Below are 22,835 nucleotides of genomic sequence, written 5' to 3'. Positions count from 1 at the left end.
ATGCAGTAGTTGCTTTGCTTCAAACTATTATTAGAAGTCTGATACTCGTCGTTGTCTGGATACTCCTTTGGCGTATTGCGGCAGTGATGGAGTATGGACCACATGCGAGTATCTGGTTTCCCCCTGCGGGACTGACGTTTGCCGCATTCCTGGTTATGAGCTGGCGGGCCTTTCCGGCCATTCTTATTGCCGGAGTTGTCACTACCTTCTGGGTTTCGGAGTTATACGGAGGCGGTACTCCGGCTAAAGAGTTGCTAACTACGGGCGTTCTTTTTGGTTTTGCTCACACCTTACCTTATTTCTTAGGCGCCTGGTTATTGCGTTCAAAGCTTACCCGACTGGGCAGTTATGGGCTTGCCAGCACCATAATGACGTTTCTTGGTGTTGCTGCGCTTTCATCATTTTGCGCCGCCTGGTTGGGCACCGAAGTCATGATTTCAGGGAAGCTGCTGGAAGCCGACGCTATTTGGTATACCTGGCTGCCCTGGTGGATAGGAGATATGAGCGGGGTTATTGTTCTTTCACCGATTTTTATTGCTCTGATGAGTTGGCGTTATCCGCAACTGGAACATTGGCTTGGAGGGCTTAGCTTTACGGTAAAAACCGGTAACCAAAGCTCTTTTCTTTGGAAACTGCTGCTTATTCTGGCTTTGCTGAGTTTAAGCCTCATATTGACGGCAACCGCAAACAAAGATGAAGCGGCTTTCTCAATATTCTTCCTGATTCTCCCTTTACTGTGGGTCTCGTATACGGAGTCGCCTTTAAATACGGCCATATCATTAGCATTATTCAGCACTATTACGGCATTTTCTGTCGGCATCTTAGGGTTGATGGACTACGCTATTGTGTATCAGTTTGCCGTTACAATAATTGCGGCAAGCGCCTGGTTTGGATTAACGGTCCCGACACTCATGGCGCATAACGAGTTACTGACCCGGCAGGTTTCTGAGGATGGATTAACGAAAACAGCTTCGCGTGAACATTTTATGCAAAGTGCTGATGCTTTAATGAATCTGGGTAAGCGTCAAAATAAACCACTTTCGTTGATCATGTTCGATGTGGATGAATTCAAAAAGATTAATGATAGTTATGGACATGTGGCCGGTGATCGTGCTCTTGTGCAGGTGACAAATATCGTTACTTCGGTGCTGAGAAGCAGTGACTTGCTCGGACGTTTTGGTGGTGACGAGTTTATGATTTTACTGCCGGAAAGTTCACTGCAATTTGCGGAAGAAACAGCTGAAAGGCTGCGAATGGAAATAAGCAGGGCGAGATTAGAGGGTACTAATCATGCCTTTTCTTGTAGCTTTGGAGTGGCTGAAGTCGTGCCGGATGAGCATATTATGGCAACTATCGACCGTGCTGATAAAGCGCTGCTAGTAGCCAAAAAGCGTGGGAAAAACTGTATAGCCAGGGAGAACTGATGCGTATTGTATTTTTAGGTGGAGCGGAAACCGTCACCGGGTCAAAATATTTGGTGGAAACAGATTCCACCCGAATTCTTATCGACTGTGGGCTTTTTCAGGGCTACAAATGGCTACGTAGGCGTAACTGGCAGCCCCTGCCTATGGGGATAAACCAAGTGGATGGTGTGGTTCTAACGCACGCACATCTTGACCACTCTGGCTTTGTTCCTGTGCTTTATAAAGCGGGTTTTAGGGGCCCGGTCTTTGCCCATCATGCAACATCGGGACTCTGCGATATTCTACTCGCCGACAGCGGACGCATTCAGGAAGAAGATGCGAAGTATCTGGGAAAACACAAGTTAAGTCGACACGAAAAGCCCGAACCCTTATACGATGAAGCTACAGCAAAGTCAGCTATGAAGCTATTTCAGGGCGTTGAGTTTCATCAGCAGTTTGAAATAGGGGATATTAAGGTCACTTTGCAGCCGGCGGGTCATATTCTGGGCGCTTCAAGCGTTATTATAGAAGCAGAAGGCAAAAAAGTTGGGTTTTCAGGAGATGTCGGGCGGCCACAAGATATCATGATGTACCCGCCGGAACCTTTACCTGATTTAGATCTGCTATTGCTTGAGTCCACCTACGGCGATCGGCTGCACAAGGAAACTGAAGATGCAGAAGAGCAACTCGCTGCCGTGGTAAAAGAAACGTCTGAGGCTGGTGGTGTTTTACTAATTCCAAGCTTTTCCGTCGGCAGGGCGCAATTGTTGCAGTACTTATTAGTCAAGCTTATGGAAGAAGGCCGAATACCCAGACAAACCATCTATTTAGACTCTCCTATGGCAATTAATGTGTCAGGTCTTTATCAACGTTTTCATCAGCTGCATCGTTTGTCTGACTCTGATTGTGCCAGAACCTTTGGTACCGTTGAATATACGCGCTCAGTTGATGAGTCTAAGGCTATTGCCTCTCAGTCCGGACCGCATATTATTATTGCCGGAAGTGGTATGGCGACAGGTGGGCGTATTCTTCATCACTTTAAGCGCTGGCTAGGCGATCATCGCGCAACGGTTCTGTTTAGTGGCCACCAGGCGGGAGGAACGCGTGGGGCTAAAATGCTGCAGGGAGTTGAATCTATAAAGCTGCATGGCCAGTGGCTACCGGTCAAAGCCCGAATACGTTCGTTAGAAGGGTTGTCTGGACATGCCGATTACCAAGAGATTTTGGATTGGCTAGCGCAGTCTGAATTAAAGCCCAATACGCCGATTCAATTAGTGCATGGTGAACTCGATGCTCTTGAGGCTTTTCGCGACTGCTTAATGCAACGCACATCTTATGATGTTGAAGTGGCTGATTATCAGGGGGTATATCACCTTTAGCCGGTTCTGTTAAAATAGCTGTAACGGAAAAATTGTTTTTATAAGGAAATCCAATGGTGTTTTTTCGAGCGGCTTTATTAGGTAGTGCATTTTTATTCTTTAGTGCGTTGAGTCAGGCGCAGGACAGTGGTTATTACGGAGCTGCATCTTTAGCTCAACTGAATGTTGATACGGAACTGGAAGGTACTCCTTCATTTACTCCGCATGTGGTCAACCTGATGTTGGGCTACCGCTATAGCAATAGCCTTTCTGCCGAAGCTCGTTATGGCTTTGGAGTACACAGCAGTAGTGATAGGGGCGTCAAGTTTGAGACCGATTATATAACCAGTCTATTAGCGAAGCCGCGCTTGTATTTGTCGCCAGAAGTTGCGTTATACGTGACCGGTGGCTTTTCCCGTGGGAAGTTTATGGTAGCTGGTGAAGATACAACGTTAAACAGCGTGAGCTACGGGGGCGGAATTCAATATGACCGGAACCCGAGAACCACTTATTTTATCGACTGGATAAAGCTGATTGATAAAGACGAATACGAGATTAATACTTTAAATATTGGTGTGACTTATCGTTTTTGAAGTGGACGTGAAAAAAAGGGGCTGTGATAGCCCCTTTTTTAATTAGAAGTGCCATTTAACCAAAAGGTTAGGGTTTTTCTCTGTCACGCCGTCAATATAGAACTTATTACGCCAGTAAACATACTCAATACCCACGTAAAGAGGTGCCGATAGCTCAAAGTAAGGGGCAATGTTCCACTTTAATTGAGAAGTGAAGTTAAGGTTCGCCGGGCCAACGTTGCTGATACCTGAAGCGTAATCAATGAAACCGTCAAACATCCACTGTGTTTCACCAATAGAGAAAGGTAAGCCCCAGCTGGCAGTCAACTGATAGTTATTTGGCAAGCCATCGTTATTTCTTTTATAAGCATCAAGCTCAAAGAACTGGAAGCCGGGAACATCAAATGCGGCACCAATACCGTATAAGTAATTGGTAAAACCGTCACCGACCTCAGCCGTTGTGGTGAAGCTAATATTTTTTACCGGATTATCGTCAAACTCAAGCAGGTAGAATTCAGGTGAAAACTCGATATAGGTTTCGGTATCGCCGTTATCCGATTCCAGTCTGTCAGCAAAACTGAATATTTTGCCCCAACTATATCCGCCAACGTACTCCAGGGTGAGTACGTGACGATCGGGATCGCCGACTTCGTAATCGCTTCCGTTGAGATAGGTAAGGCTGGTGTCAGACCAATAACGTTCGGCGTTCACAGCAAAAGGAAATGAGCTGCACAATAGAAGTACTAATATCAGTTTTTTCATCGGGTATAACCTAAAAAGCAGTTAGCTGAGTTAAATTTGAGCGGATTATACGGGACTGGGTGAGTAAGGTTAAGTAAATATCTTGGGTTACGGACTGTTATTATCTCGGTAAATTCGGTACATTACAAAAAGCTAACATTTCTTTTGCGACTTAGGCCGAGCAAGCATGCATGCGTGATCAATTTTTGTTAAAGCAGTACATTAATACGCTTGAATCTGCAGCTTTGTGCGCGCGACTGTCGCCAAACGGCAACATTCGCTGGATGAGCTCTTCTCTCCATAAATTATTAGACATTCATTATCTGAAGCAAGCCACGGTTTTTTCTGCCTTCCTGCATCAAGACAACCGTAACGATATAATGGATGCGATAAAACAAGCGACAGACAGTGGTGAGGCCTGGAATGGTTCACTTTGCCTGAATAGTAACAGTCGCAGCAATTGGTGTCGGTGTATGGCTATCCCTCTGTACGGAACCGATGGTCACTTAACCGAACTGGTTTTACTGTTTCAGGATATTTCGCGTGAAATGTACCTTGATGAGCTATTGCATGAAGCCCGGTTTGATCAGGTTACCGGGCTTGCGACACGAGTTGATTTATTGAATGACCTTAAACGTGTTGGCACACAATGTCTTGCCGTTATGGATATTCGTAAGTTTAGAAGCTATGCCGACTATTACGGTTTAGAGTTTGGTGACGAATTACTGCGCCAGTTTAGCCACTGGGCATCTGAGACTTTAAAAAGTAAACACGTAAAAATTTATCGACTGTATAGCGACAAGTTTGCGCTTATCCCGGATTTTAGAATGATCCCTAATTTGTTCGAGGATCACCTGCTCAGTTTCTATCAGTCATTGCTATCAAAGAAGTTCGTGATTGGCAGTAGCGACATTGCGTTGGATGTTGCTATTGGCATGGGTGTGGGTCGTGGTAAACAATTGCAATTGGCAGAAAGTGCGTTATCAAAAGCAAAAGTTATTTACTCGGGTTACAAAATTGAAGTGGTTTATGAAAAAGAATTTATGCATGAGAATAAAGTGAACTGGATACCGAAGATTCAGTCCGCTTTGACGGATCATCGCTTTGTGAACTATTACCAGCCCATTAAAAGTACAAAAGAAGGGCAGCCGAATTATTACGAAGCGCTGGTGCGGTTAAGAGACGATAACCACGATTTAGCCCCCGGATTGTTTCTCGATAAAGCAAAAGCAACACGTTACTACTGTGAAATTACGCGCTCTGTCATTGAGCAGGCGGTTCTTACCTCAGAACAATACCAGGTTGCCATTTCCGTAAACCTATCAATAGAAGACATTCTGAATGAAGAAACCGTAAGCTTCATCCATTATGTGCTTGCTGAGCATAGGAAAGCTCAGCTTATTTTCGAAATTACGGAAACTGAATCAACTGAGGACTTCACGAAAATCCAGTCCTTTGCGAAAGATGTTCGACGATTAGGCGGCCAAATTGCAATTGATGACTTTGGCGTTGGTTACTCTAATTTTTCGCGGCTGATACGCCTGCGTCCGGATTATTTAAAAATTGACGGCAGTATTGTTCAGAATGTATTACATGACCCGACAAGTGCCAGTATTCTCAATGGCCTAATTAGTATTTGTAAAGAATTACGTATTCCTATTGTGGCTGAGTTTGTGGAGAACGAAGACGTGAATACCTACCTCTGCGACCAACAGATTGAATATCTGCAGGGATACTACATTGGCAAGCCATCCCCGGAAGTGAACCGCGTATTAAATTAAGCCTTTTTGATTTTTAAAACACATAAGGTCAGGAAAAGTCACTGTTATGAATGATTTCATTGAAACTTATGATAATGCTCTTTCGAGCGAGTTGTGCCAGCAACTCATTGATGTTTTTGAACAGTCCCCTCACACCTTTGATGGCCGAACGGGTGGTGGGGTGGATACCACGAAGAAGGTCAGTACCGATTTATCGCTCAATGCCCACCCGGAGTACCAGGAATTATTGCTGAAAATTCAACAGACAACAGCACGTCACGCGCTGGAGTACTTTAAGAAGTACCGATTTGCTTTAATTGGGCCTGTGGCACTGACACTGCAGCACCCGAAAACAAAACAACCTGTTGCTTTAACTAATGATAACTTTGATGAAGTTGCGAAAGGCAACGAAATGGCAATTATGCAAAAGCTGTTTCGGGTTGGCGCAATACAAATGCAGCGTTATAGAAAAGGCAAAGGCAATTACAATTACTGGCATTGTGAAGCTTATCCGCAAAAAGGATCTACGGAACCATTGCACAGAGCTTTATTGTTTATGTATTACCTGAATGACGTGGAAGATGGCGGAGAAACGGACTTTTATTATCAGGAACGTTCGTTACACCCTAAAGCGGGTCAAATGGTGATAGCACCTGCGTATTTTACTCATACTCACAGAGGAAGAACGCCGGTTTCTAACGATAAATATATTCTTACCAGTTGGATCCTGCACAGTCGTGCAGAGCAATTATTTGGCGCATAAAAAATCCCCCAGCCGGGAAGGCTGGGGGCGAACATCATTATTTAATGTCTTCTTCACTTAGGATAGTCACTTCCCCAAGGTTAAGTTCACGAATCTTATCTTCAATTTCAGCTAAGTCGCCAACAATAACCCAGGTCATAGCGTCAGGTTTTAGAACCTTATCGGCATTTTCATGAATATCGTTAAGGGTAATAGCGTTGATGCGCTGTCCATAACCTTCCAGGTATTCAACGTCTTTGCCTTTATTGAAAGTACTGACCAAACCGCTAAGCAGGCTGCCCTTCGTTTCGTACGCGCCAGGTAGTTTAGCTGTTTTATTAGCTTTCACCTTGGCAAGTTCGTCTTCTGTAGCAGGCTTATCGCCTTCGTATTGAGTAAACTCTTTTACGATTTCCTCAACAGATTCTTTGGTCTTGTCCGTTTGTACTGGTGCCAAAGCCACTAATAAGCCCGGACCTTCGTTGTCCAGCCAAATTGAGCGAGCACCGTAAGACCAGCCTTTATCTTCACGTAAATTCATGTTCAGACGGCTGGTAAAACTACCACCAAGGATGGTGTTCATAACATCGATGGTGTCAGCGTTATCAACCTGACCAGAAGGTGCCAGCTGTCCGGCTATAATTAAAGACTGTGGGTTTCCTGGCTTGTCGATAAGGAAAACACGGCTGGTTCCAGATGCCATTGAAGCATCAAGCGACTTTTCAGGCTTGTCAGAAGCCGGAGCCTGCCAACTGGAGAACTGCTCTTCTAATAGTGACTGCGCTTGCTCAACGGTTGTATCACCAACGATAACCAACTTTGCGTTGTCGGGACGTAACCAGGCTTGCGCATGCTCGACCAAGTCTTTACGAGTTAAAGACTTGATAGACTCAACCGTACCTGAACCCGTTAACGGCTGACTATAAGCGTGACCTTCACCGAACATCAAGCCCGGAAGAACACGTAGAGCCTGAGTTTGAGGGCGTGCTTCTTCCTTGCGAATGCCTTCTATCCAGTTTGAACGTTTGCGTTCAATTTCTTCTTCAGAGAAGGCCGGATTTTGTAGAACGTCATTCATTAACGCCAGGCTTTCAGCGAAGTTAACGCTGAGTGTGTCCATGCTAATACGTGAGCTATCGAGACTGGCCGAGGCATTTAAGTTGGTTCCTAAAGACTCTAAGCGCTTATTTAATTCTAGTGCACTCAGGTTTTCAGTACCTTCTTTTAGCATCGACATGGTGTAACTTGCTGTACCGAGTTTACCGCCAACATCTGAGGCATAACCACTGTCAAAAACCAGACTCATTTCAATAGTTGGTGTATCGCTGCGCTGTGCCAGATAAACTTCTAAACCATTGGACAAAGTAAATTGCTCAACTTCTGGCAGCTCTAATTGTGGTAAGTCGCCGACATTGGGTAGTTGTGAACGGTCTGCATTGGTCTCTTGCGCAGTGTAGTTAGGTTGTGGAACGACATTAAGAACGAAGTCACCATGACTTAACCACTGTTCTGCAGCGTTTTGCAGGTCGTTGGTTGAAGCTTGTTTAGTCCACTCCATTTCTTTTTCGTAAAAGCCCGGGTCATTATGATAGACCGCGCCAGAGGCGAGTATGTCGGACTTGCCACCGAAGCCACCGACTTTTTCAGCGCGACGAACAAAATCTGCCGTAGTGCTGAACTTAGTGCGTTGTAATTCTGCTGCTGTCGGGCCTTCTTGTATTAGGCGCGCAAGTTCTTCATCGATAATTTTTTCAATTTGTTCAAGTTCAACACCAGGCTTGGCGTCGGCCGTGATCATAAATTGACCGGCCAGTTTGCGACCGTACTGGAAGGCTCCTACAGAACTGGCAATTTGCTCGTTGTAAACTAAACGTTCATACAGTCGTGAGTTTTTACCGTTAGCTAAAATATCGGCCAGAAGGTTAAGGTACTCAGAGTCAGCAGTTCCCATTTGTGCGGTATTCCACACTTTATAAACTCGAGGAGCCGGAACGCGATCCTCCATGGTTGCACGTTTTTGTTCGTCGCGCTTAGCAACCCAGGCTTCATGCTTCTTCAATGGCTTGCCAGGTCCGATATCGGCAAAGTATTTAGTGACTTTCTCCTTTGCGGTTTCCACATCAATATCGCCTGCCAATACCAATACTGCATTAGCTGCGCCGTAGTAATCTTCAAACCACTGGTGTACGTCGTCCAGAGAAGCTGCGTTTAAGTCTTCCATTGAGCCAATAACAGACCATGAGTATGGGTGACCTTCAGGGAAGGTTTGCTCGGCGATATAACTCCAGGCTTTACCATAGGGTTGAGCTTCACCTTGACGTTTTTCGTTTTGTACAACGCCACGCTGCTCATCGAGTTTTTCCTGAGTTACTGCTCCCAACAGGTGACCCATACGGTCAGATTCCATCCAAAGTGCCATATCAAGTGCTGGCGTAGGGACATTCTCAAAGTAGTTAGTACGGTCATTGTTAGTGGTGCCGTTCATTTCGGTAGCACCTGCGCGCTCAAAAGGACCGAAGTATTCGTCATCGTAGTTTTCGGTACCATTGAACATCAAGTGCTCAAATAAGTGAGCGAAACCGGTTTGTCCGGCTTTTTCATCTTTAGAGCCAACGGCGTACCAAACGTTTACCGCAACAATAGGGGCTTTGCGATCTTCGTGAACAACGACAGTTAAGCCGTTATCTAAAGTAAATGTCTCGTAGTTGACCTTTACTTCGGGAAACTGTGATTGGCTAACAGCCTGTTGGTTATTAGCTGATTGGGTTGACTGACAGCCTCCGAGAAGGGCTGTGGCTACCGCAACAGCGGTAATTGTTTTCATCATTTTCATTGTAGTTCCTGAATTATTTTTTATTAAGCGCCATTACTATACGAGAGTCATCACTAATATGCCTGCTTATGTTCAGGCTAAATTGTAACGAAATTAAACATATGGAAACTTGTGCTCAGATATTGTGAGAATAAAGGTAGCAGTCAAGTCTTTTAATTACGCAGACAATCAAGGATAATTGCGCGCGGTTTGCAGCAAATAGAAACGGAAGCTTGTGAGTAAAATAACAGTGATAGCTATAGCTGGCGCTTCAGCGTCAGGAAAGAGCCTGTTTGCCTCAACGGTGTATCAGGAGTTGGTGGCTGAGTTAGGAACTGACGGTATTGCTATTCTGGCCGAAGATGCTTACTACCGTGACCAGAGTCATATGACCATGGAACAGCGTGTTTTAACCAACTATGACCAGCCTGCCGCTTTCGAACACGATTTGCTGATGCAACATTTGCGGCAGTTAAAAGCCGGCGAAGCCGTTGAGATGCCGCAGTACAGCCACACTACTCATACCCGGTTGGAAGAATCAATACGAGTTGCGCCCGCAAAAGTTGTGATGGTTGAAGGTATTTTGCTGTTAACTGATGAGAAGTTACGCGAGCAGTTTGATATTTCGGTATTTATGGATACGCCGTTGGATATTTGTTTGCTGCGTCGTATCAAACGCGATATTGAAGAACGTGGGCGCACTTTGCAGTCGGTTACTGAGCAATATGAGCAGTATGTTCGTCCCGCATTCTTTGACTTTATATTCCCGTCTAAGCAGTTTGCTGATCTCGTTGTCACTCGCGGTGGTCAAAACGAAATCGCTATTGATATTATAAAAACAAAAATACGTCAGTTGCTGGCGGAATAAAATTGGTTCTTTTATGAATAGTATTCTCGGCGTTGCCGTCATATTTATCGTTGCATACTTGGTTTCAACGAACCGTAAAGCTATCCGCTGGCGTACCGTTTTAGGTGCTTTTGGCATTCAGGTTCTGTTGGCCGGCTTTGTTCTCTACGTACCTATTGGACGGGAACTTTTGTTCAGTTTCGCGCAAGGTGTTTCTGCCGTTATTGGTTATACCAAAGCGGGTATCGATTTCTTGTTTGGTAATCTTGCGTCCGAAGAGTTTGGTTTCGTATTCGCTATTCAAGTTCTTTCAGTCATTGTTTTCTTCTCGTCTCTCATTTCTGTTCTGTATTACCTGGGCATTATGAAGTGGGTAATTCGTATTTTAGGTGGTGGCTTGCAAAAGTTGCTTGGTACCAGTCGGCCTGAATCGATGTCAGCTGCCGCTAATATTTTTGTGGGGCAAACCGAAGCACCTATGATGGTAAGACCATTTATAGGCACTATGACGCGCTCAGAGCTATTCGCGGTCATGGTTGGTGGTATGGCGTCGGTGTCTGGTTCGGTTTTAGCCGGTTATGCCGGTGTTGGCGTTGAGTTGAAGTACCTGATTGCAGCAAGTTTTATGGCAGCTCCGGGCGGTTTCCTCATGGCAAAAATGATGATCCCCGAATGTGAAAAACCACGTAACGACCTGGAAGAAGTGGAAGTAGAAGATAATTCAGCGAACGTTATTGATGCCGCAGCGCAGGGCGCGTCCAGCGGCCTGCAACTGGCTATGAACGTGGGTGCTATGTTGCTGGCCTTTGTTGCACTTATTGCATTGGTTAACGGTATCTTTGGCTGGGTTGGCGGTTGGTTTGGTTATTCTGAACTGACCTTACAGCAAATTTTCGGGTATGTATTTCAGCCGGTTGCCTATGTACTAGGCGTAAGTTGGGACGAAGCGAACCTGGCGGGAAGTTTTATTGGCCAGAAGCTGGTGATAAACGAGTTTGTTGCCTATCTGGACTTCGTTAATTATAAGGACCAGTTGAGTCAGAACTCTCAGGTGATTATTACCTTTGTCCTGTGTGGTTTTGCGAATTTCTCATCCATTGCCATTTTACTGGGTGGGTTAGGTGGTATGGCGCCCAGCCGACGCCATGATATTGCTCGCTTAGGCATGCGTGCCTTATTGGCAGCGACTTTGGCAAACATGATGAGTGCCGCCATCGCCGGTTTCTTTGTTTCGTTGACCTAAACCAAACCCAAGGTGGGGCCGTATTTAACCGCGGTCCCGCATAACGCCTTCCTGTATTGTCGACGCAACTAACACACCATCTCGCGTGAATATTTGCCCACGAACTAAACCGCGTTGACCGCTGGCTGAAGGGCTGTCTATTGCGTAGAGCAGCCAGTCATCCATGCGGAAATCGCGGTGAAACCACATGGCATGATCAACCGTAGCAACCTGCATGTTGGGTTGAGCAAAGCTGACGCCATGAGGCTGCAAGGCTGTTGGCAAGAAGTTAAAGTCTGACGCATAAGCCAATAAGTATTTATGAACGCGTTGATCATCCGGCATATTGCCGTTTGCTCTGAACCAGACGTAGCGGCGCGGCTCATCTTTTTCCGGCTTAAACGGGTTGTAGGGAGTCACAAACCGCATTTCTATGGGTTTGTCGCAAATGAACTTTTTGCGAAGTGGCGCCGGTATTAGTTCTTCATGCTCGCGATAAATATCCAAATCTGAAACTAGACCTTCAGGGCCGGGCACTTCAGGCATAGTGTCCTGATGCTCATAGCCATTTTCCTGCTGCTGGAAAGATGCAGTCATGTAAAAAATTGGCTTACCGTACTGTATGGCTTTGACTCTGCGGGCTGAAAAGCTTTTACCGTCGCGTATGGTTTCCACGTCGTAGACAATCGGCTTTTTCGCATCACCCGGACGTAAAAAATAGCTGTGAAAGGAATGGCAGACGCGCTCTTGCGGTAATGTTTCTTTAGCCGCCGACAAAGCTTGTCCAATAACCTGTCCACCAAAGACAGCGCCAAAGCCTAAATCCTGACTCTGTCCACGATAAAGACCATCCTCAATGCCTTCGAGGGTCAGTAAGTTGAGTAAATCGTCGAGTACCTGACTCATCCATTATGTCCTTATTGATTTCGGTAAGACTGACGTTCTGTTGATCTTAAACGCTTTTTAAAGACTATGTAATATAAACACAATTTATAATAAAAATAGTTGCTTAACTGAGTACTTAACCATCAGTTAATTGGCACAAATCTTTGATTTATGTTTTCATCAAAGCACAATTTCAATGGCTGAAACGGTTCAGTTTGTCTATATTTAAAAGACCGTTGAGCTAAAAACTACGCTTTTGGAAGCGAATGGGAGAGTATCTATGTCAGGCAAAGACAGTCTGAAAACCTTAAGTTCGTTAGACGTTAAAGGAAAAACCTTTCATTACTATAGCCTGCCTAAAGCAGAGGAAGCCTTAGGAGACATTTCAAAGCTTCCGGCTTCAATGAAAGTGTTGCTTGAAAACCTATTACGAAATGAAGATGGCGAAACCGTCACAAAAGACGATTTACAAGCCATGGTTGACTGGTCGAAAAAGAAAAAAATCGACCGTGAAATTCAATACCGCCCGGCGCGGGTTTTAATGCAGGATTTTACCGGTGTTCCGGGCATTGTCGATTTAGCGGCAATGCGCGACGCCGTAGCCAAAGCAGGGCATGACCCTGAAGTCATCAACCCGTTGTCACCGGTCGATTTGGTGATTGACCACTCGGTCATGGTCGACAAATACGCGACGGAACAAGCCTTTAAGGAAAACGTCCGCTTTGAAATGGAACGTAACAAAGAACGTTACGAGTTCCTGAAGTGGGGGCAGGGTGCCTTTGAAAACTTTCGTGTGGTACCACCGGGGACAGGCATCTGTCACCAGGTAAACCTTGAGTATTTAGGTAAGAGTGTCTGGACGAAAGAAGAAGACGGTAAAACTTTCGCCTACCCCGATACCTTGGTTGGTACCGACTCACACACCACCATGATTAACGGTATTGGCGTTTTAGGCTGGGGTGTTGGCGGTATCGAAGCCGAAGCTGCTATGTTGGGTCAGCCGGTTTCTATGTTGATACCAGAAGTTGTTGGCTTCCGTATGACGGGCGCGCTGAAAGAAGGTGTTACCGCGACGGATTTAGTCTTAACAGTAACTCAAATGCTGCGTGAAAAAGGCGTAGTAGGTAAGTTTGTTGAGTTTTATGGTCCTGGTCTGGACAACTTGCCGTTAGCTGATCGCGCAACCATTTCAAATATGTCGCCGGAATATGGTGCAACCTGTGGTTTCTTCCCGGTCGATGATGAAACCCTGCGCTATTTCCGTCTGTCAGGTCGTGACGAAGAAACTATTGAGCTGGTCGAGAAATACTCTAAAGCTCAGGGTTTGTGGCGTGACAATGATAACGAACCTGAGTACACCGATACGCTGGAATTAGACTTAAGCACCGTAACGGCTTCTCTGGCCGGCCCGAAACGCCCGCAGGATAGGGTGAATATGGAGCAGCTTGGCAGTAATTTCGACCTGATACTGGAAACTAACGGTAAGTCGGGCGAGAAAGACAAAGAAGTAAAAGTTAAAGGTAAGGATTATTCCTTATCGCACGGTGATGTTGTCATCGCTGCTATAACCTCTTGTACCAATACGTCAAACCCAAGCGTCATGATGGCAGCAGGCTTACTAGCTAAGAAAGCAGTGGAAAAAGGGTTGGTTCGTAAGCCATGGGTGAAATCGTCATTGGCTCCGGGTTCTAAAGTCGTTACTGATTATTTCGCAAAAGCTGGTTTAGACGAGTACCTTGATAAGCTTGGTTTTAACCTGGTGGGTTACGGTTGTACCACTTGTATTGGTAACTCGGGCCCGCTGGACGATGAAATAACGGAAGCCATTAACGAAGGCGACTTGACTGTGTCTTCGGTATTGTCAGGGAACCGTAACTTTGAAGGCCGTGTTCACCCTGAAGTTAAAGCGAACTGGCTGGCTTCACCACCGCTAGTGGTTGCCTATGCTTTGTCGGGTACAACGCGCACTGACTTGAGTAAAGATCCCCTGGGGAAAGACTCAGATGGTAATGACGTATTCTTAAAAGACATCTGGCCTAGCAGCGCTGAAATTGCTGAAGCTGTGAAAATGGTGGATAACGCGATGTTTGGTAAAGAATATGGTGAGGTCTTTGAAGGTGACGAAGAGTGGCAGTCAATTAGTGTTGCAGAAGGCAATACCTATAACTGGCAGGACGATTCTACCTACGTTAAGAATCCTCCGTTCTTCGAAGGTATTGATAAGCCACTGCAAGCACCGAGCGACATTAAAGACGCTAATGTTCTGGCCGTGTTCGCTGATTCAATTACTACGGACCATATTTCACCGGCAGGCTCTATCAAACCGGACTCACCGGCAGGTAAGTATCTGCAGGAAAATGGTGTAGAAATTAAAGACTTTAACTCCTATGGTTCGCGTCGTGGTAACCATGAAGTGATGATGCGTGGTACGTTTGCCAATATTCGCATTAAAAACCAAATGCTGGATGATGTCGAAGGTGGTTACACCAAGTACATTCCTACTGGCGAGCAAATGGCCATTTACGATGCCGCCATGAAGTATATGGAAAACGACACGCCGTTGGTTGTATTAGCTGGTAAAGAGTACGGTACTGGCTCTAGCCGTGACTGGGCAGCGAAAGGTACAACGCTGTTAGGGGTTAAAGCGGTACTGGCTGAAAGCTACGAGCGTATCCACCGCTCTAACCTGGTAGGTATGGGGGTTCTGCCCCTGCAATTTGCTGAAGGCGAAGGTGTTAAAGAGCATAAGCTGACCGGCGAAGAGCAGATATCGATTTTAGGCCTTGATGATAACCTCAAGCCTGGACAAATGCTGAAAGTTGTTGCTAAACGCAAAGACGGAAGCGAAGTCGAGTTTGAGGTTAAGTGCCGTATCGATACAGGTAATGAAATGAGCTACTACAAAAGTGGTGGTATCTTACATTACGTATTGCGCGGAATGCTTAAATAAGCGTCGCTATACTGAACTGAAACCCGGCCGTTGTGCCGGGTTTTTTTATATCATTAAGCCACGACCGCCGTCGACTTTAATGGACTCGCCGGTAATAAATGGGTTGTCGCGTAAAAAGCGAACGGTTTCTATCATTGGTTCTAAACCACCTTCAACTCGTAACGGTGTTTCATCCAAAACTTGCATACGATGCTCTTTATCATGTTCCGGTAAAAAGAGAATGGGCCCCGGCTGAATTGCGTTGACTCTTACCGATGGGGCTAAGGTTTTAGCAAATGACTGAGTCATATTGGCCAGTCCGGCTTTAGCTGCGCAATAAGCAATGTAATCGGTGGAGGGGCGATCAGCGTATATGTCCGTTATATTGATGACGAGTCCGTTTTCCGACTGACTTAGCTGCTGCTGAAGGCCGCTAATAAGCATGTAAGGGGCTATCCCGTGTACCTGAAACACGGCAGCAAGCGCTTTATTGTCGTTATCAACGGTTTCATTATCGAAGAAACAGGATGCATTATTGACCAAAAGCTCAATCGAATCAGTGGCGTTACTGATTGTTTTTATCATGCCCTGGATACTTTCTATATCGGTAAAGTCTGCCTGCACCGCTGTGGCACCGAGCGACTCTAACTCGCTTATACCGTCGCGTGAACTGTTGTAGTGAGCAAACAGTTGATAGCCTTCAGCCAGCAGCGCCTTTGATAGCTCAAAACCAAAGCGGCGGCCTGCACCTGTAACGAGTGCTGTCTTTTTCATGAGGCAATTCCTAAATCCGTTAGTAACGAGGTTAAGTAATCAGGTACTTTGGGGTTATCACTTACCTTTCCCAGAATATCGATATCAATTGTGCGGTCTTTAAAGCTTCTTTGTGGATCAGAACGGTCACGTCCCAACGCCTCTTCAATGCGATTAAACTCTTGTTTAAGTTGCTCCGCGCTCATCGATGTTTGAATAATGAATAGGGCATTCAAAAAATCTCTTTTGGTATTCATATTCACCGGACGCGTAGGAATATTTCGTGAAAAGCTTATATTGCCGGATAAAGCTTCAAGAGCAGCTCTGGCTTTAGGGAAGTGACTCTGTGGTTCTATATTGGAACCTAAACTGCATAAATATTTTTGCATTGACTCATTGACCGCTAAACGTAAATAAGATGTTGAGATAACTACGGCTTTAAACATCAAATAGATGACTGCTTCAAACAGTTGAAATTGCGAAGTTCTGCTGATAGCCTGAAATTTCAACTGATATTGGTGAGCAGAAGTCTTAATGACGATACAGAAAAACTGCTTTAACTATCGCTATATATTGTTGGTTTTATGTTTTTTAAGCGTATTGCCAACCACCACGCTTGCAAGCCCCCTGAAGCTAAGCGGGCCTGACTCTGTCGTCAAAGAAGGCTATTTTACCGTTTCTGTTAGTACGACTGCTGCAGCCGAGCTTAACAGAGTTACCATTGAAGTTGCCAGTGATTCAGAGTTCTCGGAAAATACTAAACAGTTTCCTGCTTTAGGCGACTTTAAAGACATTTCATTAACCGGCTTTAGCAATGGCTCCTACTACTTGCGGGCAAGAGCAGAAGACGCTAAAAACCAAACTTATCTCAGTAACACCATTGAAATTACAGTAAAGCATTACCCACTTTGGCAGGCTTTAACGCTATTCTTTATTGGTCTCGTTATTTTTATCACTTTGGTGGCAACGCTGTTGTTGCTGCATCGCCAATGGATACATTCTAAACACCATAAGCATCATGACTGAGTTCGCACTAGAGACGAGTACGGGTATTACAATTATCATCCTGTTCGGGGTGTTTTGGGTTGCCTTTGGTTATTGGCTAGGACGCAAAAACCGTAGCCATGAAGACTTTGCTTTAGCGGGGCGTAATGTTGGCTTCGCATTTGCGGCGGCAACCGCTATGGCCACATGGGTCACCAGCAACACCACGCTGGTAGCGCCACAACTGACCTATCAGTTTGGGATTTGGGGAATGATAGGTTATTCCTTTGCAGCCCTGGGACTTATTCTCTTCGCTCCAATGGCCAAGCGAATTAAAGAGTTGCTGCCTAATGGCTACACCTCCGGCGACTTTGTACGCCTGCGCTATGGCAACCTGGCCTGGCTTGTTTTTATTATTATTTCGGTGGTGTATGCGTTCGGTTGGTTAATCAGTCTGGGCATGGCAGGTGGCATTTTGCTCGAATCGCTGAGCGGTCTTGATTACCACATTGGCATGACAACCATACTGGCCATTTGTGTCGGTTATACCTTATTTGGCGGTATGCGGGCTGTAATAGCTACAGACTTTATCCAGGCCTTGATTATTATTGTTGGCGTCAGTTTTATCGCTTACTGGCTGATTGATAACGTCGGGTTGTCGAGCATCCACAGCAATTTAACGGCTGAACACCCACAGTTGCTGGACCTGCTGTTTCCGGCAGCCGTCATGTTTCTGTTCAATAATATTTTCTTTGGGCTTGGTGAAATTTTTCACTCCAATGTCTGGTGGTCGCGTGCGCTTTCTTTCAAAAAGAACGTTGCCTACAAAGCCTACTTAACAGGGGGGCTACTGTGGTTGCCCATTCCTATTGTAACGGGCTTTATTGCTCTTGCGGCTCCTCAGCTTGGAATATTTCCGCCAAGCCCGGATATGATAGGACCGACCGTTGCAGCAGCCGTACTCGGAAAAGCCGGGGCTATTGTTGTCTTTATCATCATTTTTTCCGCACTGGCGTCCAGTCTCGACTCCTTACTTGCAGCGACATCAGACCTGGTGACACAAGATATTTTCCATAAGCGGCTTAAGCCAAAGGCAAGTGACAAAACCTTAATGCGCTTTAACCGCAGCTGCATCCTGGGCTTGGGCATTCTGACCTGGTTGCTGTGTTTGCCGCGTATTGCTACGTTAGGTGCTTTACTTAATTTCGCCGGTGCTTTTGTCGCCAGTACTATCTGGCCAATATTGCTTGGGCTTTATCAACGCAGATTAACAGGCGGTTATGCAGCAGCGGCTATGGCATTTGGTACTCTATTTGGCATGCTGGGCTATTTCGCTATCGGATTTTACGTAGCGGCACTAACGTCTTGCGCGGTATCCGGGCTGATCTGTTTAGTCGGTATTATCCGTAGCGATAAAAAGTTTGACTGGAACCAGTTAGATGAGGGGGAACAAGTTCATGCTGATTAGTGAAGTCGCTTTTGAATGGATGATTTCTCTGGCACTGGTTATGACCTGTGCGGCTCCGGTGTTGTTACTGGGTCTTTTTATTAAAGATTTTATTTCTAAAACCATATGGTAATTGTATGACTATAAAGGATGTCTCCTTTGAAAGAGACCGCCCCGATGTGTGTGGCGATGCTCACCCAAAGGCGTTATTGAAAGCAATTCAGGAAGATGGTGATTACCTGCTGAAACTATCAAATCAGCATGTGGTATCTGCTGACCAGTTTTCGCAGCTGGGTATGTTGCAGTTGTTTCGACTTGCCGCTAAATACGAAGCTAACCCACGTCGATTCAGTACATCGCTGCAGGGAAAGATTTTAATTAGTGCCTTTTATGAGCCCAGCACCCGCACACGGTTATCCTTTGAAAGTGCCTGGCATCGATTGGGCGGTGACATTATGTCCATTACTGATCGTTCCACGACAGGTATCGCTAAAGGTGAGTGCTTGTCTGATGTTGCTGAAATGTTCAACAACTACGGTGACTGTGTTGTCTTGCGTGACAACAACGAAACCTCATTAGAAGAGATGATCGACTCGCTGCGCATTCCCATTATTAACGCGGGCAATGGCTCAGACGAGCATCCGACTCAAGCATTAGCCGATATGTACGCACTGTTTAAGTGGCGTCCCGACCTGGTGACTGATGCAGCCGATAAAGCTCCGATAAAAATTGGCATTATTGGGGTGCCGGATAAAATGCGAACGGTGCGCAGCTTCATAAAATGTTTGGTTAAGTTTCCTAAGGCTATTGATGAAATTGTCATTATTCATGATGAAGAGTCTTCTACCCAATTGTTTGGAGAAGAGCAAAAAGAGCAGATTGAGCAGGCCGGAATTAGAATTCGTACCACTCGGGATTTAGAGCAGGTATTACCAGAACTCGATGTGGTTTATATCAACGCCATTTCGTGGGAAGGTGATACCTTTAGTACTTACGGTAGTGAGTTTCACTTAACGACGCAGTCACCGCTAAAAGACAGCGCCATTATTTTACACCCATTAGCACGCGGTCAGGAATTATCGACCGATCTCGACTCCACCCCCCATAACTGGTATTTCAGCCAGGCCCGGGGAGCGGTGTTTTTACGTATGGCGCTTTTGACCTGTATGGTGCAGCGAGCTGAGCGCGTCATTGATGTCGTCTGATACGAGGAAAAGCAAAGAATGTGCGGAATTGCTGGCGTTTTTCATCATCAAACGGAAAGAGCGATTGAACCCCAAACCCTGGTGAATATGGCGGCGATAATGCATCATCGCGGTCCTGATGGGTTTGGTTACGAAGTACAACAAGATTATGGCGTGGGATTCAGTCACGCCCGCTTATCTATTATTGACCTGGACGAAAAAAGAGGTCGTCAGCCGTTTTTGTCAGCCGACAAACGACTGATGCTGACTCACAACGGTGAGTTTTACGATTTTAAACGTATTCGTGCGGACTTAACCGCTCGTGGCGCACGCTTTAAGAGTAAAAGTGACTCTGAGATTGTCCTGCATTTGTTTGAGCGTTACGGTCTGGAAGACACGCTAAAAGAGCTTCGGGGAGAGTTTGCTTTTGGTTTGTTTGATGCCGAAGACGAAAGCCTCTATTTAGTACGTGACCGTTTTGGAATTAAGCCTCTGTACTGGACAGAAACAGAACATGGGGTTGTGTTTGGATCTGAGCTGAAAGTGTTATTTTCTCACCCGGATGTTAAGCGGGAGTTTTCAGCCGAAGGTTTATACCACCAGTTAATTCAGGTCATGGTGCCGGGTTCTACGGCTTTTGAAGGTATTAATCAGGTTCAGCCCGGTTATGTGGTTAAGCTACAACGAAAAAACGGCAAGGTGGTTGCGACCGAGCATAAGTACTGGGATGTCGACTTTCCGCCTGAAGAAAGCTATCCGGGCGCCGATGTCGATGAAGAATCTTATATAGAAGGTGTTCGTGCTAAATTACTGGAAGCTGTTCAGCATCGTATGACAGCTGACGTACCTGTCGGGTGCTATCTGTCCGGAGGTATTGATTCATGCGCAATTCTTGGTCTGGCATCGGCATCAACTCAAACTTCAGTAAAAGCTTTTACCATTGGGTTTGACTCTGATGACTATGATGAAACACCAATAGCACAAGAAATGGCGGAGGCGACACAGGCCGACCACCATATTATGCGGCTGAAAGCCGATGACCTGTATGACCACTTCGTGAAAACGCTATGGCACACCGAACGCACCATTTACAACACCCTGGGTGTTGCTAAGTACCTTATGAGTAAAGAGGTGCATGAGTCCGGTTATAAGGTGGTGATGACAGGCGAAGGGTCGGATGAACTCTTTGCCGGTTACCCGGCGTTCCGTAAAGATATGTTTTTGCATGGCTTAGATCACTTGCCAGAAGTTGAGCGGGTTGAATGGCAGGAGCTGCTGGAAAAAAATAATAAGCTCTTTAAAGGCGCTATGTTGGCCCGCGAAGAGTTTGTCAGCGACGCTTTTAACCAGAAAATGGGCTTTACTCCGAGCTGTGTACAGCCGTGGCTGTCTTGTTCTTCGGTAGCATTGCCGCTCATGTCAGAGAGTAAACGCCAACAAGTTGAGGGCTATGATCCCAGCACGGCGATTGCTGATACGTTGGACAAGAACATGCTCGATGGCCGTCACCCGCTCGACAGAGCCCAGTATGTATGGATAAAAACCATGCTGGAAGGGCAAATACTGACCTGGGGTGGTGACCGCGTTGACATGGCTAACTCAATGGAGGCGCGCCCCGCATTTTTGGATCACCATTTAGCGGAATACGCATTCACGGTTCCACCGCATTTACGTATTAAAGGCAATAAAGAAAAGTATGTGTTGCGTGAGGCGATGAAAGGGCTGCTTCCGGAAACGCTATATAAGCGAGAGAAGTTTGCTTTTATGGCACCTCCGGCGCATACGGATCCGGAAAAGTGGAAAGCGGTAGAGAAGCTGGCTGAGCAATTTCTGAGTGAAGATGCGGTTAAGTCAGCTGGTTTGCTCGATTACAGCGAAGTGGTTAAGACCTTTGAGCGACACCAGGATGAAAACGTTCCGAATGAAGAGCGTGTGCAGCTTGATGCGGTCATAAATCATATGTTGGGTGTTCAGGTACTGCACCACCACTTTGTGGCCACTGACGTACCTAAACAAGCAGAACAGCGAGCCAGAGAACTCGGCTGGACTGCCTAATTTTCAGCTTTTAATCTCCGGTGACTGCAGGAATGTAGTCACCGTAACCTTCTTCTTCCATATCTTCTAAAGGAATAAAGCGCAGTGCCGCAGAATTCATGCAGTATCTCAGTCCAGTTGGCTGAGGGCCATCTGTAAATACATGACCAATGTGAGAGTCTGCCTTACGACTGCGAATTTCAGTACGCGTGTAAAACCAACTATTGTCTTCTTTTTCAACAACGGCGTTCGGTGTTATTGGTTTTGTGAAACTTGGCCAGCCAGTACCCGATTCATATTTATCCGCTGAAGAGAAAAGCGGTTCACCACTGACAACATCAACATAAATGCCTTGTCGCTCATTATCCCAATAAGGGTTATCAAAAGCAGGTTCGGTGGCGTCCTCTTGCGTAACCGCGTATTGAATGTCCGTTAAACGCTCTTTTAATTCCTTGTCACCGGGTTTAGTGTAACTTTGCTCGGTGTTTTCACGTTCGCCGGCCGGGTTGTCGTTGGTGAACTGTTGGTAGTCAACGTCAGAGGTGTCTCCCCAGTGTTTCTCTACAAAGTCGTAGCGTCCCGAGTTATAGGTGTAAATACGATAACGAACAGGGTTCTTGTCGTAGTAATTTTGGTGATACTCTTCTGCCGGATAAAAACTTTTCAGCGGTGTTATTTCTATAACGACCGGCTCAGAAAAAGGGCCGTTTTTATCGAGCCACTCACGTGACTGCATGGCGATGCGTTTTTGCTCGTCATTATGATAGAAGATAGCGGGACGGTATTGCTCGCCACGATCAACGAACTGTCCCTGGTTATCCGTAGGGTCACTTATGCGCCAGAGTTTCTGCAGTAAAGCAGCGTAACTGATAATATCCGGGTTATAGTAGATTTGTGCTGCTTCGGTGTGACCTGTTTGCCCTCCGGCAACTTGCTCATAAGTTGGGTTAGCTTCATCACCGCCACTGTATCCGGATACAACTTCACGAACACCGGGCATTTTTTCGAAAGCCTCTTCGACACACCAAAAACAGCCACCGGCAAAAGTCGCGATTTTTTCATTTTTTTGCTTTGTTGGCTCATTATTCTGTGCCATGCTGAAACAAGATAGTAACAAACTGGTAATAACAATTATTAGGCGAAATGACATTGTATTCTCCAA

The 22,835-nt window shown here is 45.9% G+C and carries 19 protein-coding genes; 13 read left to right on the top strand and 6 right to left on the bottom strand.

Features of this window, described 5'->3' with window-relative positions:
- The first annotated feature begins 14 nt into the window (after positions 1-14).
- Genes VBY75_RS03910 through VBY75_RS03900 form a run of 3 tightly spaced genes read left to right on the top strand, consistent with a single transcriptional unit; the run spans position 15 to position 3,354 of the window.
- Entirely contained in the window at positions 15-1,424 is a 1,410-nt protein-coding gene (locus VBY75_RS03910; protein WP_222236819.1) for a diguanylate cyclase, read from the top strand.
- Positions 1,424-2,782 (top strand): MBL fold metallo-hydrolase RNA specificity domain-containing protein, encoded by a 1,359-nt coding sequence (locus VBY75_RS03905; RefSeq protein ID WP_199494710.1) that lies wholly within the window; start codon positions 1,424-1,426, stop codon positions 2,780-2,782. The genes VBY75_RS03910 and VBY75_RS03905 overlap by 1 nt, the downstream gene beginning before the upstream one ends.
- Before the next feature lie 53 nt (positions 2,783-2,835).
- On the top strand, positions 2,836-3,354 hold the full coding sequence (locus tag VBY75_RS03900; protein WP_199494709.1) for a porin family protein: 519 nt from the start codon (positions 2,836-2,838) through the stop codon (positions 3,352-3,354).
- Between the two features lie 42 nt (positions 3,355-3,396).
- On the opposite strand, the gene VBY75_RS03895 is transcribed toward VBY75_RS03900, so the two are convergent.
- Complete coding sequence (locus VBY75_RS03895; protein ID WP_199494708.1) at positions 3,397-4,095, bottom strand: nucleoside-binding protein; 699 nt, start codon at positions 4,093-4,095, stop codon at positions 3,397-3,399.
- Positions 4,096-4,265: 170 nt separating this feature from the next.
- Here VBY75_RS03895 and VBY75_RS03890 point away from each other — a divergent pair, with 170 nt between their 5' ends.
- Both VBY75_RS03890 and VBY75_RS03885 read left to right on the top strand, forming a co-directional pair.
- On the top strand, positions 4,266-5,855 hold the full coding sequence (locus VBY75_RS03890; RefSeq protein ID WP_416511126.1) for an EAL domain-containing protein: 1,590 nt from the start codon (positions 4,266-4,268) through the stop codon (positions 5,853-5,855).
- A 46-nt stretch (positions 5,856-5,901) separates the two neighbouring features.
- Complete coding sequence (locus tag VBY75_RS03885; protein WP_416511124.1) at positions 5,902-6,597, top strand: 2OG-Fe(II) oxygenase; 696 nt, start codon at positions 5,902-5,904, stop codon at positions 6,595-6,597.
- A gap of 37 nt (positions 6,598-6,634) precedes the next feature.
- Here the strand turns inward: VBY75_RS03885 and VBY75_RS03880 are convergent, their stop codons facing one another.
- Positions 6,635-9,409, bottom strand: coding sequence for a M16 family metallopeptidase (locus tag VBY75_RS03880; protein WP_416511122.1), 2,775 nt, complete (start codon positions 9,407-9,409; stop codon positions 6,635-6,637).
- Positions 9,410-9,623: 214 nt separating this feature from the next.
- On the opposite strand from VBY75_RS03880, the gene udk reads away from it, so the two are divergent.
- Positions 9,624-10,256, top strand: a complete 633-nt coding sequence (udk, locus tag VBY75_RS03875; RefSeq protein ID WP_054487310.1) for a uridine kinase — start codon at positions 9,624-9,626, stop codon at positions 10,254-10,256.
- Positions 10,257-10,269: 13 nt separating this feature from the next.
- Entirely contained in the window at positions 10,270-11,478 is a 1,209-nt protein-coding gene (locus VBY75_RS03870) for a NupC/NupG family nucleoside CNT transporter (protein WP_054487312.1), read from the top strand.
- A 24-nt stretch (positions 11,479-11,502) separates the two neighbouring features.
- Here VBY75_RS03870 and tesB read toward each other — a convergent pair whose 3' ends face one another.
- A complete protein-coding gene (tesB, locus tag VBY75_RS03865) occupies positions 11,503-12,363 on the bottom strand; it encodes an acyl-CoA thioesterase II (protein ID WP_054487313.1) in 861 nt (286 codons plus the stop codon).
- Positions 12,364-12,622: 259 nt separating this feature from the next.
- Here tesB and acnA point away from each other — a divergent pair, with 259 nt between their 5' ends.
- On the top strand, positions 12,623-15,292 hold the full coding sequence (gene acnA / locus VBY75_RS03860; protein WP_054487315.1) for an aconitate hydratase AcnA: 2,670 nt from the start codon (positions 12,623-12,625) through the stop codon (positions 15,290-15,292).
- A gap of 45 nt (positions 15,293-15,337) precedes the next feature.
- On the opposite strand, the gene VBY75_RS03855 is transcribed toward acnA, so the two are convergent.
- Positions 15,338-16,045, bottom strand: a complete 708-nt coding sequence (locus VBY75_RS03855) for an SDR family NAD(P)-dependent oxidoreductase (RefSeq protein WP_199494974.1) — start codon at positions 16,043-16,045, stop codon at positions 15,338-15,340.
- Positions 16,042-16,470 carry a 2-amino-4-hydroxy-6-hydroxymethyldihydropteridine diphosphokinase gene (folK, locus tag VBY75_RS03850; RefSeq protein ID WP_224797554.1) on the bottom strand — a complete coding sequence of 143 codons (429 nt, stop codon included), beginning with the start codon at positions 16,468-16,470 and terminating at the stop codon, positions 16,042-16,044. The genes VBY75_RS03855 and folK overlap by 4 nt, the downstream gene beginning before the upstream one ends.
- A gap of 88 nt (positions 16,471-16,558) precedes the next feature.
- On the opposite strand from folK, the gene VBY75_RS03845 reads away from it, so the two are divergent.
- The 5 genes from VBY75_RS03845 to asnB are packed head-to-tail and all read left to right on the top strand — an operon-like array spanning position 16,559 to position 21,694.
- Positions 16,559-17,050, top strand: a complete 492-nt coding sequence (locus VBY75_RS03845) for a hypothetical protein (protein ID WP_054487319.1) — start codon at positions 16,559-16,561, stop codon at positions 17,048-17,050.
- Entirely contained in the window at positions 17,043-18,476 is a 1,434-nt protein-coding gene (locus VBY75_RS03840) for a sodium:solute symporter family protein (RefSeq protein ID WP_224797552.1), read from the top strand. Before VBY75_RS03845 ends, VBY75_RS03840 begins: the two co-directional genes overlap by 8 nt.
- Positions 18,466-18,588, top strand: coding sequence for a hypothetical protein (locus VBY75_RS03835; RefSeq protein ID WP_263621029.1), 123 nt, complete (start codon positions 18,466-18,468; stop codon positions 18,586-18,588). The genes VBY75_RS03840 and VBY75_RS03835 overlap by 11 nt, the downstream gene beginning before the upstream one ends.
- A 4-nt stretch (positions 18,589-18,592) precedes the next feature.
- Positions 18,593-19,660, top strand: coding sequence for an aspartate/ornithine carbamoyltransferase family protein (locus VBY75_RS03830; protein WP_278355902.1), 1,068 nt, complete (start codon positions 18,593-18,595; stop codon positions 19,658-19,660).
- A gap of 18 nt (positions 19,661-19,678) precedes the next feature.
- On the top strand, positions 19,679-21,694 hold the full coding sequence (gene asnB, locus VBY75_RS03825) for an asparagine synthase (glutamine-hydrolyzing) (protein ID WP_416511116.1): 2,016 nt from the start codon (positions 19,679-19,681) through the stop codon (positions 21,692-21,694).
- A 10-nt stretch (positions 21,695-21,704) separates the two neighbouring features.
- Here asnB and msrB read toward each other — a convergent pair whose 3' ends face one another.
- Positions 21,705-22,769: a peptide-methionine (R)-S-oxide reductase MsrB gene (gene msrB / locus VBY75_RS03820; RefSeq protein ID WP_411814755.1), complete on the bottom strand. Its 1,065-nt coding sequence runs from the start codon at positions 22,767-22,769 to the stop codon at positions 21,705-21,707.
- Positions 22,770-22,835 lie beyond the last annotated feature (66 nt).

The sequence above is a fragment of the Idiomarina sp. HB genome, from assembly GCF_048059115.1.
Lineage (GTDB): Bacteria > Pseudomonadota > Gammaproteobacteria > Enterobacterales > Alteromonadaceae > Idiomarina > Idiomarina abyssalis.
Note: the sequence above shows the minus strand (reverse complement) of the source record. Positions and strands in the feature narration are given on the sequence as shown.